This is a genomic window from Leclercia adecarboxylata, from assembly GCF_006874705.1.
Lineage (GTDB): Bacteria > Pseudomonadota > Gammaproteobacteria > Enterobacterales > Enterobacteriaceae > Enterobacter > Enterobacter adecarboxylatus_C.
The window spans coordinates 157963-173963 of the sequence record NZ_CP035382.1 but is presented as its reverse complement, the minus strand read 5'-3'; the positions used below and the strand labels follow the sequence as shown (position 1 = coordinate 173963).

At 54.7% G+C, this 16001-nt stretch carries 16 protein-coding genes, 1 pseudogene and 1 other annotated feature; of the genes and pseudogenes, 7 read left to right on the top strand and 10 right to left on the bottom strand.

Features of this window, described 5'->3' with window-relative positions; genetic code table 11:
• The first annotated feature begins 22 nt into the window (after nucleotides 1-22).
• Complete coding sequence (gene gndA, locus ES815_RS01935; RefSeq protein WP_142486360.1) at nucleotides 23-1429, top strand: NADP-dependent phosphogluconate dehydrogenase; 1407 nt, start codon at nucleotides 23-25, stop codon at nucleotides 1427-1429.
• A gap of 252 nt (nucleotides 1430-1681) precedes the next feature.
• Nucleotides 1682-2848 (top strand): UDP-glucose 6-dehydrogenase, encoded by a 1167-nt coding sequence (gene ugd / locus ES815_RS01930; RefSeq protein ID WP_142486359.1) that lies wholly within the window; start codon nucleotides 1682-1684, stop codon nucleotides 2846-2848.
• 45 nt (nucleotides 2849-2893) lie between these two features.
• Here the strand turns inward: ugd and ES815_RS01925 are convergent, their stop codons facing one another.
• Entirely contained in the window at nucleotides 2894-3898 is a 1005-nt protein-coding gene (locus ES815_RS01925) for an NAD-dependent epimerase (protein WP_142486358.1), read from the bottom strand.
• Between the two features lie 194 nt (nucleotides 3899-4092).
• Here ES815_RS01925 and wzzB point away from each other — a divergent pair, with 194 nt between their 5' ends.
• Nucleotides 4093-5073, top strand: a complete 981-nt coding sequence (gene wzzB / locus ES815_RS01920; protein WP_142486357.1) for an LPS O-antigen chain length determinant protein WzzB — start codon at nucleotides 4093-4095, stop codon at nucleotides 5071-5073.
• 32 nt (nucleotides 5074-5105) lie between these two features.
• On the opposite strand, the gene hisIE is transcribed toward wzzB, so the two are convergent.
• From hisIE to hisL, 9 genes are all read right to left on the bottom strand, one after another.
• Nucleotides 5106-5717: a bifunctional phosphoribosyl-AMP cyclohydrolase/phosphoribosyl-ATP diphosphatase HisIE gene (gene hisIE / locus ES815_RS01915; RefSeq protein ID WP_142486356.1), complete on the bottom strand. Its 612-nt coding sequence runs from the start codon at nucleotides 5715-5717 to the stop codon at nucleotides 5106-5108.
• Nucleotides 5711-6487, bottom strand: a complete 777-nt coding sequence (gene hisF / locus ES815_RS01910) for an imidazole glycerol phosphate synthase subunit HisF (RefSeq protein ID WP_142486355.1) — start codon at nucleotides 6485-6487, stop codon at nucleotides 5711-5713. The genes hisIE and hisF overlap by 7 nt, the downstream gene beginning before the upstream one ends.
• Nucleotides 6469-7206, bottom strand: coding sequence for a 1-(5-phosphoribosyl)-5-[(5-phosphoribosylamino)methylideneamino]imidazole-4-carboxamide isomerase (hisA, locus tag ES815_RS01905; protein ID WP_142486354.1), 738 nt, complete (start codon nucleotides 7204-7206; stop codon nucleotides 6469-6471). Before hisA ends, hisF begins: the two co-directional genes overlap by 19 nt.
• On the bottom strand, nucleotides 7206-7796 hold the full coding sequence (gene hisH / locus ES815_RS01900) for an imidazole glycerol phosphate synthase subunit HisH (protein WP_142486353.1): 591 nt from the start codon (nucleotides 7794-7796) through the stop codon (nucleotides 7206-7208). Before hisH ends, hisA begins: the two co-directional genes overlap by 1 nt.
• Nucleotides 7796-8863, bottom strand: coding sequence for a bifunctional histidinol-phosphatase/imidazoleglycerol-phosphate dehydratase HisB (gene hisB / locus ES815_RS01895; protein WP_142486352.1), 1068 nt, complete (start codon nucleotides 8861-8863; stop codon nucleotides 7796-7798). Before hisB ends, hisH begins: the two co-directional genes overlap by 1 nt.
• On the bottom strand, nucleotides 8860-9921 hold the full coding sequence (hisC, locus tag ES815_RS01890) for a histidinol-phosphate transaminase (protein ID WP_142486351.1): 1062 nt from the start codon (nucleotides 9919-9921) through the stop codon (nucleotides 8860-8862). Before hisC ends, hisB begins: the two co-directional genes overlap by 4 nt.
• The gene (gene hisD / locus ES815_RS01885; RefSeq protein ID WP_142486350.1) at nucleotides 9918-11222 is read right to left on the bottom strand and encodes a histidinol dehydrogenase; all 1305 of its coding nucleotides are present in this window, start codon (nucleotides 11220-11222) and stop codon (nucleotides 9918-9920) included. The genes hisC and hisD overlap by 4 nt, the downstream gene beginning before the upstream one ends.
• 5 nt (nucleotides 11223-11227) lie before the next feature.
• The gene (gene hisG / locus ES815_RS01880) at nucleotides 11228-12127 is read right to left on the bottom strand and encodes an ATP phosphoribosyltransferase (protein WP_103180189.1); all 900 of its coding nucleotides are present in this window, start codon (nucleotides 12125-12127) and stop codon (nucleotides 11228-11230) included.
• Between the two features lie 45 nt (nucleotides 12128-12172).
• Nucleotides 12173-12296: a sequence feature (His leader region), on the bottom strand.
• Nucleotides 12272-12322 (bottom strand): his operon leader peptide, encoded by a 51-nt coding sequence (gene hisL / locus ES815_RS01875; protein WP_001364200.1) that lies wholly within the window; start codon nucleotides 12320-12322, stop codon nucleotides 12272-12274. (Overlaps the previous feature by 25 nt.)
• A gap of 174 nt (nucleotides 12323-12496) precedes the next feature.
• Here hisL and ES815_RS01870 point away from each other — a divergent pair, with 174 nt between their 5' ends.
• The 4 genes and pseudogenes from ES815_RS01870 to ES815_RS01855 all read left to right on the top strand — a co-directional run bounded on the left by ES815_RS01870 (nucleotide 12497) and on the right by ES815_RS01855 (nucleotide 15920).
• On the top strand, nucleotides 12497-13324 hold the full coding sequence (locus tag ES815_RS01870) for an SDR family oxidoreductase (protein ID WP_142486349.1): 828 nt from the start codon (nucleotides 12497-12499) through the stop codon (nucleotides 13322-13324).
• Between the two features lie 40 nt (nucleotides 13325-13364).
• Nucleotides 13365-14350: pseudogene (locus ES815_RS01865) on the top strand (LysR family transcriptional regulator).
• Nucleotides 14351-14509: 159 nt separating this feature from the next.
• Entirely contained in the window at nucleotides 14510-14572 is a 63-nt protein-coding gene (yoeI, locus tag ES815_RS24100; RefSeq protein ID WP_138370007.1) for a membrane protein YoeI, read from the top strand.
• The gene (locus ES815_RS01855) at nucleotides 14562-15920 is read left to right on the top strand and encodes an APC family permease (RefSeq protein ID WP_185902373.1); all 1359 of its coding nucleotides are present in this window, start codon (nucleotides 14562-14564) and stop codon (nucleotides 15918-15920) included. The genes yoeI and ES815_RS01855 overlap by 11 nt, the downstream gene beginning before the upstream one ends.
• Nucleotides 15921-16001 lie beyond the last annotated feature (81 nt).

The following is a 16001-nucleotide window of genomic DNA, read 5'->3' as shown; positions in this document are numbered from 1 at the left end:
CCACACCTGACAGGAGTATGTAATGTCCAAACAACAGATCGGCGTCGTCGGTATGGCAGTGATGGGGCGCAACCTGGCGCTGAACATCGAAAGCCGTGGTTATACCGTCTCCGTTTTCAACCGCTCCCGTGATAAAACCGAAGAAGTCATTGCCGAGAACCCAGGCAAAAAACTCGTTCCTTTCTATACGGTTCAGGAGTTCGTTGAATCTCTGGAAACGCCTCGTCGTATCCTGTTAATGGTGAAAGCAGGCGCTGGCACCGATGCAGCCATCGACTCCCTGAAGCCGTATCTGGAAAAAGGCGACATCATCATTGATGGCGGTAACACCTTCTTCCACGACACCATTCGTCGCAACCGTGAACTGTCAGCCGAAGGCTTCAACTTCATCGGTACCGGTGTATCCGGTGGCGAAGAAGGCGCGTTGAAGGGCCCGTCCATCATGCCTGGTGGTCAAAAAGATGCCTACGAGCTGGTTGCGCCAATCCTGACCAAAATCGCCGCCGTGGCGGAAGACGGTGAGCCATGCGTGACCTATATCGGTCCTGACGGCGCGGGTCACTATGTGAAGATGGTTCACAACGGTATTGAATACGGTGACATGCAGCTGATCGCAGAAGCCTATTCTCTGCTGAAAGGCGGCCTGAACCTCTCCAACGATGAACTGGCGCAAACCTTCACCGACTGGAACAACGGCGAGCTGAGCAGCTACCTGATCGACATCACCAAAGATATCTTCACCAAGAAAGATGAAGAGGGTAAATACCTGGTCGATGTGATTCTGGATGAAGCGGCGAACAAAGGTACCGGTAAATGGACCAGCCAGAGTTCACTGGATCTGGGCGAGCCACTGTCACTGATCACCGAATCGGTCTTTGCACGTTACATTTCTTCTCTGAAAGAGCAGCGTGTTGCAGCATCTAAAGTGCTGACCGGTCCACAGGCGCAGCTGGCAGGTGATAAAGCAGAATTTATCGAGAAGGTCCGTCGCGCACTGTACCTGGGTAAAATCGTCTCCTACGCGCAGGGCTTCTCTCAGCTGCGTGCCGCGTCTGATGAGAACAACTGGGATCTGAACTACGGTGAAATCGCGAAGATTTTCCGTGCCGGTTGCATCATCCGTGCTCAGTTCCTGCAGAAAATTACCGATGCGTACGCCGAAAATGCGAACATCGCTAACCTGTTGCTGGCTCCATACTTCAAGCAGATTGCTGATGATTACCAGCAGGCGCTGCGTGACGTTGTGGCTTACGCAGTGCAGAACGGCATTCCGGTGCCAACCTTCTCTGCTGCAGTCGCTTACTACGACAGCTACCGTGCTGCCGTTCTGCCTGCTAACCTGATTCAGGCGCAGCGCGACTACTTTGGCGCGCACACTTATAAGCGTACCGATAAAGAAGGCGTGTTCCACACCGAGTGGCTGGATTAATCTGATTTAACTCAGTCATGTAGCGAGACCCGGTGAACGTCACCGGGTTTTTTTTACCTGTAATATCCCCGTGTTGCCTCAACTGATTCATCCGACAGGTTATACTGCAGCATAAATCACTATAATTGTTCCTTTCTGCAGCCAGCCATTCGCCTTGACAGCAACTCAGCATACGCGGTAAAAACCCCAAAAGTTGCTTATTGCGGTGGGGCGGTTGTCGCTCCCGACACTTAACTTAAAGACGTTAAATCAATGAAAATAACAATCTCAGGAACAGGTTATGTGGGTCTCTCTAACGGGATCCTGATTGCACAGCACCATGAAGTGGTGGCTCTGGATATCGTGCAGGCCAAGGTTGATATGCTTAACCAGAAGATCTCGCCGATTGTGGATAAAGAAATCCAGGATTATCTGACCAATAAACCGCTAAATTTCCGCGCAACCACCGACAAAGTTGACGCCTATAGCGGTGCGGATTATGTGATCATTGCGACGCCAACCGACTACGATCCAAAAACCAACTATTTCAACACTTCAAGCGTAGAGGCGGTGATCAAGGACGTGACGGCAATTAACCCGAATGCCGTGATGATCATTAAATCGACCATTCCTGTCGGCTTTACCCAATCGATTAAAGAAGAGCTGGGTATCGATAATGTCATTTTCTCACCGGAGTTTCTGCGTGAGGGCAGGGCATTGTACGATAACCTGCACCCGTCACGAATCGTCATTGGTGAACGCTCAGAGCGTGCGGAACGTTTTGCTGCTCTGCTGCAGGAAGGCGCCATTAAAAAAGACATCAATGTCCTGTTTACCGATGCGACAGAAGCTGAAGCTATCAAACTCTTTGCCAATACTTATCTGGCAATGCGTGTCGCCTACTTTAACGAGCTGGACAGCTACGCTGAGAGCTTGGGGTTGAACACCCGGCAGATCATCGAAGGCGTCTGCCTTGATCCGCGTATTGGCAACCACTATAACAACCCTTCCTTTGGTTACGGCGGTTACTGTTTGCCGAAAGATACCAAGCAGCTGCTGGCCAACTACCAGGCCGTACCGAACAACATAATCTCTGCGATTGTAGATGCTAACCGCACGCGTAAGGACTTCATCTCCGACTCTATCCTGGCACGACAGCCCAAAGTCGTGGGCGTGTACCGTCTGATTATGAAGAGCGGGTCGGATAACTTCCGTGCTTCATCCATTCAGGGGATTATGAAACGTATTAAGGCGAAGGGCGTTCAGGTCATCATTTATGAACCGGTAATGAAAGAAGATGAATTTTTCCATTCACGTGTGGTTCGCGATCTGGATGCCTTCAAGAAAGAAGCGGACGTGATTATCTCCAACCGGATGGCGGAAGAACTGTCTGACGTGGCGGATAAGGTCTATACCCGCGATCTTTTTGGCAGTGACTGATTGCTCTATAGCATGAAAAAGCCCGGCGTAATCGCCGGGCTTTTTTTAGACTTTGTAAAATTCGCGATACCAGTCAACGAAGTTCTTCACGCCTTCTTTAACCGAGGTCTGCGGCTTAAAGCCTATGACGTCATACAGTGCCGTAGTATCCGCGCTGGTTTCCAGCACATCACCAGGCTGAATCGGCATCAGGTTTTTGTCCGCTTCAATGCCTAACGCCTCTTCCAGCGCCGTGATGTAATCCATCAGTTCGACAGGCGAGCTGTTACCGATATTATAGACACGATAAGGGGCGGAACTGGTGGCCGGGGAGCCTGATTCAACGGTCCACTCGCTGTCAGCCTGCGGGATCACATCCTGCAGGCGAACAATCGCTTCGGCAATATCATCGATATAGGTAAAGTCGCGCTTCATCTTACCGAAGTTATAAACGTCAATGCTTTTTCCTTCCACCATGGCTTTGGTGAATTTAAACAGCGCCATGTCGGGACGGCCCCAGGGGCCATATACGGTAAAGAAGCGCAGGCCGGTCGTTGGCAGTCCATACAGATGCGAGTAGGTGTGCGACATCAGTTCGTTAGCTTTTTTAGTCGCGGCATACAGCGATACCGGATGATCAACGGAATCGTCGGTAGAGAAAGGCATCTTACGGTTTAGTCCGTAAACGGAGCTTGAAGATGCATATAGCAAGTGTTGCACCTTATTATGACGACAGCCTTCCAGCACGTTCAGATGACCTACCAGATTGGCTTCGGCATAGGCATGTGGGTTGTCCAGGGAATAACGTACGCCCGCCTGAGCGGCGAGATGGATCACGCGATCAAATTTTTCCGCAGCGAAGAGAGCAGCCATACCTTCACGATCTGCCAGATCAAGCTTATGGAAAGTAAAGTGCGCGGATGTTAGCAGATCAAGACGCGCCTGCTTCAGGTTCACATCGTAATAGTCATTGAGGTTGTCAATACCCACAACCTGATGCCCGGCGTCCAGCAGCCGCTTGCTGACATGTGCGCCGATAAAGCCTGCTGCGCCAGTGACCAGAAATTTCATAACTGTCCTCATCTGTTACTTATCATGCCCGGTGCGTTAAACACCGGATTTAAGGTATGATAACGCGATGCGCAGGGTTCCCAAACATCATATTTTCGATATGGCTAATCGGATTCCTATAGAAAATCCGTCAACAATCGATAAACTATATCTGAAACTTTATTATTTGCGCTTTTTGGCCTTCTAAGGATTATATGACGCAGAACAACAATAACGTGGTCACGCGAAGCAGTGACCCTGAGCAGATTGATTTGATTGATCTTTTGGTACAGCTGTGGCGTGGGAAATGGTTAATCGCTGCGTTTGTCGTTATCGCTCTAGTGGTTGCCGGTGCCTACCTGGCTTTTGCCAAAGAGAAGTGGACATCTACCGCGATCATCACCCAACCTGATGCAGCCCAAATTGGCAATTACAGCAACGCGCTAAATATCCTTTATGGTAGTAATGCGCCGAAATTAACCGATATTCAGGTGAGCGTGATCACTCGCTATAATGCCTCTTTCTCCGCATTATCCCAGACGCTGGAAAACAGGGCTGACGCTGAAAAGCTGACTATCGAGCCTACGGTAAAAGGCCAGGATATCCCTTTAAGTATCAAATATGTGAGTAGTTCGGCCGAAGCGGCTCAAAAGCAGGTGGCGCAATATATTCAGCAGGTTGATGAACAAATTCAAAAAGAGCTTGAAGTTGATCTTAACGATAACATCAAACAGCAAGTCATTAGCTTAAAGGATGTACTGAGTAACCAAGAGACGATTGCTCAGGAGCAGAAAGATTTGCGTATCAAGCAAGTTGCCGAAGCATTGAAGTATGCTGAGGCGGCAAACATTACCACTCCTAAAATCCAACAAACGCAGGATGTTACTCAGGAAACGATGTTCCTGTTAGGTACCGAAGCGTTGCAATCCATGATCGCCCATGAATCTTCGCGTCCATTAACGCTGTCCGACAGTTACTACCAGAATAAACAGAAATTGCTGGATATTCAGAAGCTGAAAATCGACCCGGCGTCAATTCATGCGTATCGCTATGTTATGAAGCCGGATCTGCCGATTCATCGTGATAGCCCCAAACGTTCATTAGTGCTGGTTCTGGCGGTACTGCTGGGCGGGATTATCGGCTCTGGCATTGTGTTAGGACGCAATGCCCTAAGCAATTATCAGAGCAGGGCGTAACAGCTAAAAAAAACCGGGTTTCCCCGGTTTTTTTATTTGTGTCGCTGTCGCAGATTCTCAATCACCGTCGTTAAATCCAGGTCCTGATCCTGCAGCAGCACCAGCAGGTGATACATCAGGTCAGAGGCTTCATTTGTCAGCTCAGCCCGGTCGTTAACGGTCGCGGCCAGGGCTGTCTCTACGCCTTCTTCGCCCACTTTCTGCGCTATGCGCTTGGTGCCGCTGGCATAGAGCTTCGCAGTGTAGGAGCTTTCCGGGTCGGCAGTTTTGCGCTCGGCCAGCAGTTGTTCCAGCTGATACAGGAACAGCCACTGGTGGCTGGCATCGCCAAAGCAGCTGCTGGTGCCCAGATGGCAGGTCGGCCCGATTGGGTTCACCAGTACCAGCAAGGTATCGTTATCGCAGTCCGGGGTGATGCTGACCACGTTCAGAAAATGGCCGGAGGTTTCGCCCTTGGTCCACAGACGCTGTTTAGTGCGCGAGAAAAAGGTCACTTTGCCGCTGTCGATGGTCTTCGCCAGCGCGTCCTGATTCATATAACCCAGCATCAGCACTTCACCGGATACCGCGTGCTGCACGACCACCGGCATTAAGCCGTCAGTTTTTTCCCAGTCCAGCTGCGCACGTTGTTGCTCTGTTAACATACCCTGATCTCCACGCCCTGATTTGCCAGGAACGTTTTTAACTCACCAATATTAATAATCTGCTTGTGGAACACCGAGGCCGCTAGCGCGCCGTCAACGTCGGCATCGCGGAAGGCTTCAAGGAAGTGCTCCATCGTACCCGCGCCGCCAGAGGCGATCAGCGGCACATGGCATACCTCGCGCACTTTTTTCAGCTGCGCCAGGTCATAGCCGTTACGTACGCCATCCTGGTTCATCATGTTCAGCACGATCTCACCCGCGCCGCGCTTCTGCACTTCCTGCACCCAGTCCAGCGTCTCCCACTGGGTGACGCGGGTACGGCTCTCATCGCCGGTATATTGATTGACGTGATATTTGCCGGTGGCGTCGTCAAACCAGGTATCAATCCCGACCACGATACACTGTACGCCAAAACGATCGGCCAGACGGGTGATGAGCTCAGGATCGGCCAGGGCAGGGGAGTTAATGGAAATTTTGTCGGCGCCGAAGGAGAGGATCTTTGACGCGTCGTCTGCCGATTTAATCCCACCCGCTACGCAGAAAGGAATATCAATCACTTCCGCAACGCGCGCGACCCAGCTTTTATCCACCACACGGCCATCGCTTGAGGCGGTAATATCGTAGAAGACCAGCTCATCCGCACCTTCCTCCGCATAGCGTTTTGCCAGGGGAACGATATCGCCGATAATCTCGTGGTTGCGAAACTGCACGCCTTTTACGACCTGACCATTACGCACGTCGAGACAAGGAATTATCCGTTTTGCCAGCATTGAATCGCCTCCTTAACCGTAAATTTTTCTTCCAGCAGGGCGCGCCCAACGATGACCCCACGTACACCAGTCCCGCGCAGGGCGGCAATATCATTCAAATCACCAATGCCGCCGGATGACTGGAACGCCACCTGCGGATAACGGGCACAGACCTCTTCATACAGCGACACGTTAGAACCGGCCAGCGTGCCGTCGCGGGAGATATCAGTGCACAAAACATGCTTCAGACCCACCGGCAGATAGCGCTCCACCAGCGCTTCCAGGGTCACGCCGGAGTTCTCCTGCCAGCCGCTGACCGCGACCTGTTTGTTACCCTGTTCGTCGATACGCACGTCCAGCGCCAGCACCAGCGCGTCGGCGCCAAAGCGCCTGAACCAGCCCTGTACCGTCTCAGGATCTTTTACCGCCGTAGAGCCCACCACCACGCGCGCTACGCCGGCTTCCAGCAGCGCTGCTACGTCCTCTTCGGTGCGCACGCCGCCGCCAACCTGGACCGGAACGTTCACGCCCGCGACCAGTTTTTTCAGCAGTGGGATCTGGCGTTTGGCCGGATCTTTCGCGCCGGTCAGGTCAACCAGGTGCAGCACCTCGGCTCCCTGCGCGGCATACTCCTGCAGACGCGGCAGCGGATCGTTGCCGTAGTCGCGTTGCTGGCCGTAATCGCCCTGGTGCAGACGGACAACAGTGCCGTCAATTAAATCTAAAGCGGGAATAATCATCACATCTCCAGGAAGTTTTTCAGCAACTGCGCGCCAGCGGCCCCGGAACGCTCCGGGTGGAACTGCACGCCGTAGAAATTGTCTTTCTGCACTGCGGCGGTGAAGGGCTCGCCGTAATGGCACTGGGCGATGGTATTCGCGTTTACCGGCATCGCGTAGCTGTGAACAAAATAGAAATACGCTCCGTCCTCAATACCGCGGAACAGTCGATCGCCCGCTTTGGGATAGACCCGGTTCCAGCCCATGTGTGGCAGTGGCAGGCCGTGGTCGGTCATTTTCGGCACGTCCTCGTCGATGATGCCCAGCAGATCCACGCCGTTGGACTCTTCACTGCGACGCCCCAGCAGCTGCATGCCCAGACAGATACCCAGCACCGGCTGGGTACAGGCTTTAATCAGATCCACCAGCTCACGCTGATGGATCTGATCCATCGCCGCCTGCGCCGTACCGACGCCCGGTAAAAAGAGTTTGCTTGCGTGCAGCACCACATCCGGATCGCGGCTGACCAGCGGGTCGTAACCGTGGCGGGCAATCGCGGATTTCACGGAGTTGAGGTTGGCGCAGCCGGTATCGAGGATCACCACGTTCATTACAGCACTCCTTTCGACGACGGCAGGGTATCGCCTTCCACGCGAATGGCCTGGCGCAGGGTGCGGCCGAAGGCCTTAAACAGGCTCTCCACGCGGTGGTGATCGTTCTTACCTTTGGTTTTCAGGTGCAGCGTCAGGCCCATGGTGTAGGAGAGGGAGCGGAAAAAATGCTCAACCATCTCGGTGCTCAGGTCGCCCACGCGCTGATAGGTAAAGTCGGCTTTATATTCCAGGTGCGGACGGCCGGAGATATCCAGCGCACAGCGAGCCAGGCACTCATCCATCGGCAGTACAAAGCCAAAACGGCTGATGCCGCGCTTGTCACCCAGCGCCAGCTTCAGCGCTTCGCCCAGCGCCAGGCCGGTATCTTCCACGGTGTGGTGATCGTCAATGTAGAGATCGCCTTTAACGCCGATCTCCATGCGGAAGCCCCCGTGGGTGGCGATCTGATCCAGCATATGATCGAAGAAGCCCACGCCGGTGTGGATCTTGCTGCCGCCTTCGCGATCCAGCCACACCTTGACGTCAATCTGCGTCTCTTTGGTATTGCGCTCCACGTGGGAGTAGCGGTCCCGTCTGGTCAGCTGATCGCCAATCATCGCCCAGTTCAGACCCTCACGCTGATAGCGCAGGCCGGTGATGCCCATGTTGGTCGCCAGCTCGATATCCGTGGCGCGATCGCCGATGACATAGCTATTGGCTTTATCCAGCGCCGTGTCTGCCAGGTACTGCTCAACCAGCTTCACTTTCGGCTTACGGCAGTCGCAGTTGTCGGCAGGCAGATGTGGACAAATCAACACCTCATCAAACACCACGCCCTGAGAGGTGAGGATCTGCATCATCAGATCGTGCGGGCCGTCAAAATCAGCCTGCGGGAAGCTATTAGTGCCGAGGCCGTCCTGATTAGTGATCATCACCAGCTTAAAACCGGCTTTCTGCAGTTTCAGCAGCACCGGAATAACGTCGGCTTCAAAGGCCAGCTTGTCGAAACGATCGACCTGATAATCACTGGGTGGTTCCGAAATGATAGTGCCGTCACGATCGATAAAGAGGTACTTCTGGCTCATACTTTCTCCGCATTCAGGGCGTCGATAACGCGCTGGCTCTCTTCCCGGGTGCCCACGGTAATGCGTAAGCAGCCACTCAAAGAGGATTGTTTGTTCTGGTCTCGTAAGATAATGCCCTGATCCCATAAAGATTTAAACACTGCACTCGAGGCGGTAAAACGCGCCAGAATATAGTTGGTTTCCGAGTCGAAAACCTGCTCCACGCAGGGGATAGTTTTTAACTGGCTGACTAGATACGTACGCTCGTCGACGATCTGCGCCACACGACGCCGCATGGCGGTGATGCCGTCTGGCGACAGCGCCTGGGCGGCGATATCCGCTACCGGCGTCGAGAGCGGATAAGGCGCAATCACCTTCATCAGCAGATCAATCACCTCTTTATTCGCCAGCGTAAAACCGCAGCGCAGCCCGGCCAGGGCGAAGGCTTTTGACAGGGTACGCAGGATCACCAGGTGCGGATACTCCGCCAGCCAGCCGGCAAGCGTCGCCTGCGGGCAAAACTCAATATAGGCTTCATCGGCCACCACCAGCGCTTTACCGCGGGTCATCTCCAGCAACGTGCGGATATCCTGCGGGTTAATCAACTGGCCGGTGGGGTTGTTCGGGCTGCAGACAAACACCACCTTCACGCCGTCGAGATTGTCGGCAATGCCCTGCAAATCGAGCTGCCAGTTTTCCAGAGCAGGCACTTTACGCAGCTCAACGTTAAAGGTTTCGGCGCTGACGCTGTACATCCCGTAGGTCGGCGGGCAGTAGAGCACTGCGTCTTTACCCGGCTCGCAGAAGGCGCGGATCAGCAGTTCGATGCCTTCATCCGCTCCGCGGCTGACCAGCACCTGCTCCGGCTGTACACCGGCATAGGCCGCATAGTTCTCGATCACCGCTTTCGGCTGACACTCCGGGTAGCGGTTCAGCGTCTGCTGGGTCAGCTCGAAGCTGACGGCAGTGGGGAATTCATTGGCGTTCAGCCAGACATCGCCATTACCACCCAGACGGCGGGCAGACTGATATGGGGTCAGGGCGCGAACGTTGTCGCGGGCTAACTCTTCAATACTCATGCTTGCTCCTTCAGGGCGGCAACGCGCAGCGTCACGGCATTTTTGTGGGCGGTCAGCCGTTCGGCGGCGGCCAGCGTTTCGATGGTAGAGGCCAGTGAGGCAAAGCCCTCGCGGGAAAGTTCCTGCACGGTCATGCGCTTCTGGAAATCCGCCAGTCCCAGACTGGAACAGGTGGCGGTATAGCCGTAGGTCGGCAGCACGTGGTTGGTTCCGGAGGCGTAATCGCCTGCGGATTCCGGGGACCAGTCACCAAGGAACACCGAACCGGCGCTGGTGATGCTGTCCACCAGCTCACGGGCGTTGCGGGTCTGAATGATCAGGTGCTCAGGGCCGTAGAGGTTGGAGATAGCGATGCACTGGGCCAGATCCCGGGCCACGATCAGGCGGCTGGCGGAGAGCGCCTGGCGGGCGGTTTCTGCGCGCGGCAGATCGGCCAGCTGACGTTCAACCGCTTCGCCCACGCGTTTTGCCATACCGGCATCCGGCGTCAGCAGGATCACCTGCGAGTCCGGGCCGTGCTCTGCCTGGGAGAGCAAATCGGAGGCCACGAAATCCGGCGTCGCGCCGCTGTCGGCGATGACCAGCACTTCCGACGGGCCGGCCGGCATATCGATGGCCGCGCCGTCCAGCCGCTGGCTGACCTGACGCTTGGCTTCGGTCACAAAGGCGTTGCCCGGCCCGAAGATTTTATCCACCCGCGGCACAGATTCGGTGCCCAGCGCCAGCGCCGCGATAGCCTGCGCCCCGCCGACGTTGAAAATCTCCTGCACGCCGCACAGCTGCGCGGCATACAGAATTTCATCGGCAATCGGCGGTGGAGAGCAGAGCACCACTTTGCGACAGCCGGCGATACGGGCAGGGGTCGCCAGCATCAATACGGTTGAGAAGAGGGGGGCGGAGCCACCCGGAATATACAAGCCCACCGAGTCGACCGGACGAGTTACCTGCTGACAGCGCACGCCGGGCAGGGTTTCCACATCGACGGTTTGCAGCTTCTGCGCGGTGTGGAAGGTATCAATGTTCTGCACCGCGACGGCCATTGCCTGCTTTAACTCATCGCTCAGACGCGCGGCGGCTTCGGCAATCGCCTGCTCGCTCACCTTCAGCGCGCCGACCTCGGTTTTATCGAATTTCGCGCTGTACTCCCGCAGGGCATCGTCGCCACGGGTTTTCACATTTTCCAGAATTTCCGCCACGGTGCGGGTAATGCTTTCCGACGCAGAGATGGCCGGGCGCATCAGCAATTCACGCTGCTGTTCTGCGCTACAGGTGTTCCAGTCGATAACGGTGTTAAAGGTCATGGTTGTTACTCCATCATCTTCTCAATCGGCAACACCAGGATTGAGCTGGCGCCCAGCGCTTTCAGTTTTTCCATAGTTTCCCAGAACAGGGTTTCGCTGCTGACCATATGCATCGCCACGCGCTGCTGATCCCCTGCCAGCGGCAGAATGGTTGGGCGTTCAGCGCCCGGCAACAGGGCAATGACTTCATCCAGACGCTCGGTCGGGGCGTGCATCATGATGTATTTCGATTCGCGGGCCTGGATCACCCCCTGAATACGGGTCAGCAGGCGGTCAATCAGCTGCTGTTTGGCTTCCGGCATCTCGCCGTCGCGCTGGATCAGGCAGGCTTTGGAGCGGTAGATCACTTCCACTTCGCGCAGGCCGTTGGCTTCCAGGGTGGCACCAGTGGAGACCAGGTCACAAATCGCGTCAGCCAGGCCGGCACGCGGGGCCACTTCGACAGAGCCATTCAGCAGGCAGGATTTGAACTGCACCCCTTTCTGATCGAGGTAACGCTTCAGCAGGTGAGGGTAGGAAGTCGCGATACGCTTGCCGTTCAGGGAAGCCGGACCGTCCCAGGGTTCGTCTGCCGCGGTCGCCAGCGACAGGCGGCAGCCGCCAAAGTCCAGGCGACGCAGGGTAAAGTAGCGCGGGTCTTCTCCCTGCGCGCGGCGGGTCAGGAGCTCTTCTTCCAGCACGTTTTCGCCAATAATGCCCAGATCCACTACGCCGTCCATGACCAGGCCCGGAATGTCGTCGTCACGCACGCGCAGAATATCAATCGGCATGTTCTCTGCCAGCGCAATCAGGCGCTGAGTGTGCAGGTTAATTTTAATGCCGCAGCGGGCCAGCAGTTCGCGGGAATCGTCGCTAAGACGACCTGATTTCTGCATAGCTATGCGTAAACGTGAATTATCTAACATTGTCGGTTCCTCATGATCCTGTTGTAACTTGCCTGAATACGGTCCAAGAAAAAGCCCCCGGAAGATGATCTTCCGGGGGCTTTTTCTTGCGTTCATGCACCGCTGGAAGATCTAACTGTCTTCCAGCACACATCGCCTGAAAGACTAGTCAGGATGATGGTGATGATGGTGGTGTTTAAATTGAACGCGTGTCATAAAATTCTCGATGAATGCTTATTCATGTGATGTCGTTTAACCTAAACCACTTGCGCTACATAAAGCAAGGGCTTTTTTTAATCATTAAATGATTTCATATTGGTGCTATCAATTGTCAGTTGCGTATGGCTGGCGTAGCCTTAAAGCAGAGGCGTAAACGTCAGGAGAAAACGCATGAAAAAGGTCGCAATTGTCGGTCTGGGATGGCTTGGAATGCCGCTGGCCATGTCGCTACTGGCGCGGGGCTGGGAGGTCACCGGCAGTAAAACCACAGCGGATGGGGTCGAAGCGGCGCGAATGTGCGGCATCGAAAGCGTTGAATTGCGCCTGGAGCCAGAGCTGGTGTGCAACACCGACGATCTGGATACGCTGATGAGTGATGTGGATGCGCTGGTGATCACGCTGCCGGCGCGTCGCACCGGGCCGGGGGAGTCTTATTATCTGCAGGCAGTCCAGGAAATTGTCGACAGCGCCCTGGCGTACCATATTCCCCGCATTATTTTCACCAGTTCCACGTCGGTATATGGCGATGTGGAAGGCGCGGTGAAAGAGAATATGCCGCGCCAGCCGGTAACGGCCAGCGGGCGGGTATTAAAAGAGCTGGAAGACTGGCTGCATAATTTACCCGGCACCCAGGTGGATATATTACGCCTGGCGGGGCTGGTGGGGCCCGGTCGTCATCCCGGTCGTTTTTTTGCCGGAAAATCAGCGCCTGATGGACAACATGGCGTCAATCTGGTGCATCTTGAAGACGTGATCGGCGCAATTACCCTGCTATTACAGGCCCCGAAGGGCGGGCACATCTATAATATATGTGCGCCCTCTCATCCAACACGCAGTACATTTTATCCGGTGATGTCGCGTCAGCTCGGCCTGGCACCGCCGCACTTCCACGATGCCCCCGGAGAGGGGAAGGGCAAATTGATTGATGGGAACCGCATCTGTCATGAACTGGGATTTGAGTATCTCTTTCCCGATCCGCTGGTTATGCCTATGGAGTAACGCCGCTGGCGGAGCGTAAGCGCACCACAAGGGGGTGAGCATGAAACCGCTGCTGGATGTCCTTATTATCCTTGATGCACTGGAAAAAGAGGGGAGCTTTGCTGCGGCCTCGGCGAAGCTCTTTAAAACCCCCTCAGCGCTCAGCTACACCGTTCACAAGCTCGAAAGCGATCTTAATATTCAGATCCTGGACCGCTCCGGCCACCGGGCGCGCTTTACCCGAACCGGGCAAATGCTGCTGGAGAAAGGGCGGGACGTACTGCATACGGTACGTGAGCTGGAAAAGCAGGCCGTTAAACTGCATCAGGGCTGGGAAAACGAGCTGATTATCGGAGTCGATGATACCTTTCCGTTTTCCCTGCTGGCACCGCTTATCGAGGCCTTCTACGAGCGACACAGCGTTACCCGTCTCAAGTTTATCAATGGCGTGCTGGCCGGCTCCTGGGAGTCGCTGGTGCAGGGGCGGGCGGATATTGTCGTCGGCGCACTGCATGAGCCGCCGCAGCTCAGCGATTTTGGCTTTGCCTGTCTCGGGCAACTGGAACAGGTATTTGTCATCGCTCCACACCATCCGCTGGCCCAGGAGCCGGAGCCGGTGAATCGCCGGACGATCAAAAATTATCGCGCTATCGTGGTGGGTGACAGTTCCTTACCCGGCTGCGCGGTCTCTTCCCAGCTACTGGACGATCAGGAAGCTATTACCGTATTTGATTATAAAACCAAGCTGGAGCTGCAAATTAGCGGCTTAGGCTGCGGCTATCTGCCACGTTATTTAGCCCAGCGCTTTATTGAAAGCGGTGCGCTGGTAGAGAAACAGGTCATCGCGCAATCCAGCTATGATTCCGTATGGATTGGCTGGAATGAGCAGACTGCGGGGCTTGCCAGTGCATGGTGGCGACAAGAAATTTTAGCAAATAGTGCTATCGCTGCCGTTTATGCACAGGGCGCCGCTGAGAAATCAGGCGATTAAATAAAAATTTAACTTTAGGATGCCTTTCGATCTCTTGCATTTTCACTATCATTTAGGGAAAATGCGCCGCAGCAAACATGGAATAATCGACGATATAAAAGGCGTCGGTTATTTTTTTTTGCATGTAAGAAAACCATTAAATCCAAGAGGCCGGGCTTCGTACCGGATAGATATTTACTAAAATCCGACAGTTGTTGTCGCTGAGGAAGAAAGAAATGGGGCAATCATTCGCTTACGTGGCGGTATTCACCGTAAAGGAGAATAACTATGTCGCATAACGCAACTCCAAAAACCTCTCGCGTGGAATTACGTAAAACGCTTACGTTGATTCCGGTTGTTATGATGGGCCTTGCCTATATGCAGCCGATGACGCTGTTCGATACGTTTGGTATCGTCTCAGGCCTCACTGACGGTCACGTTGCAACGGCATATGCCTTTGCGCTGATCGCGATCCTCTTTACCGCGCTGAGCTACGGCAAGCTGGTTCGCCGCTTCCCGTCCGCAGGCTCTGCGTACACCTATGCTCAGAAGTCCATTAGCCCGGCTGTCGGCTTTATGGTGGGCTGGTCATCCCTGCTGGACTACCTGTTCATGCCGATGATCAACATCCTTCTGGCGAAAATTTACTTCGAAGCGCTGGTGCCTTCCGTACCGTCGTGGATCTTCGTTGTGGCGCTGGTGGCCTTTATGACCATCTCTAACCTGCGCAGCATCAAGACCGTTGCCAACTTCAACACCCTGATTGTTATCCTGCAGATGGGGATTGTTGCGGTGATCGTAGGTCTGATCATTTACGGCGTTTCTCACGGTGAAGGCGCAGGTACGCTGACCAGCACCCGTCCATTCTGGTCTGAAGGCGCGCATGTGGTGCCGATGATCACCGGTGCGACTATCCTGTGCTTCTCGTTCCTCGGCTTCGACGGTATCTCTTCTCTGTCTGAAGAGACCAAAGACGCTGAGCGTGTGATTCCGCGCGCTATCTTCCTGACGGCATTGATTGGCGGCATCATCTTTATCGGTGCTTCTTACTTCCTGCAGCTGTACTTCCCGGATATCTCTCGCTTCAAAGATCCGGACGCGTCACAGCCAGAAATCATGCTGTATGTTGCCGGTAAAACCTTCCAGTGGGGCGTGCTGATCTTCTCCAGCGTCACCGTACTGGCATCCGGTATGGCGGCACACGCAGGCGTTTCCCGTCTGATGTACGTGATGGGCCGTGATGGCGTGTTCCCGACTCGCTTCTTCGGTTATGTTCATCCGAAATGGCGTACCCCGGCATGGAACGTGCTGCTGGTGGGTGCCATTGCGCTGCTGGCGATTAACTTCGACCTGGTTACCGCGACTGCGCTGATCAACTTCGGTGCGCTGGTTGCCTTTACCTTTGTTAACCTCTCCGTGATCTCTCAGTTCTGGATCCGTGAGAAGCGCAACAAAACGCTGAAAGACCACTTCAACTACCTGCTGCTGCCGGTATGTGGCGCGCTGACTGTAGGTGCGCTGTGGATCAACCTGGAAGAGAGCTCAATGGTTCTGGGTCTGATCTGGGGTGGTATCGGCCTGATTTACCTGGCATGCGTAACCAAAAGCTTCCGCAACCCGGTTCCTCAGTACGAAGACGTAGCATAACAAACCTCCAGGCCCGGCAAGCGTAGCGCCGCCGGGCAAAGCAAAAAAAACCGGAGAACATCGCCTCCGGTTTTTTTATAT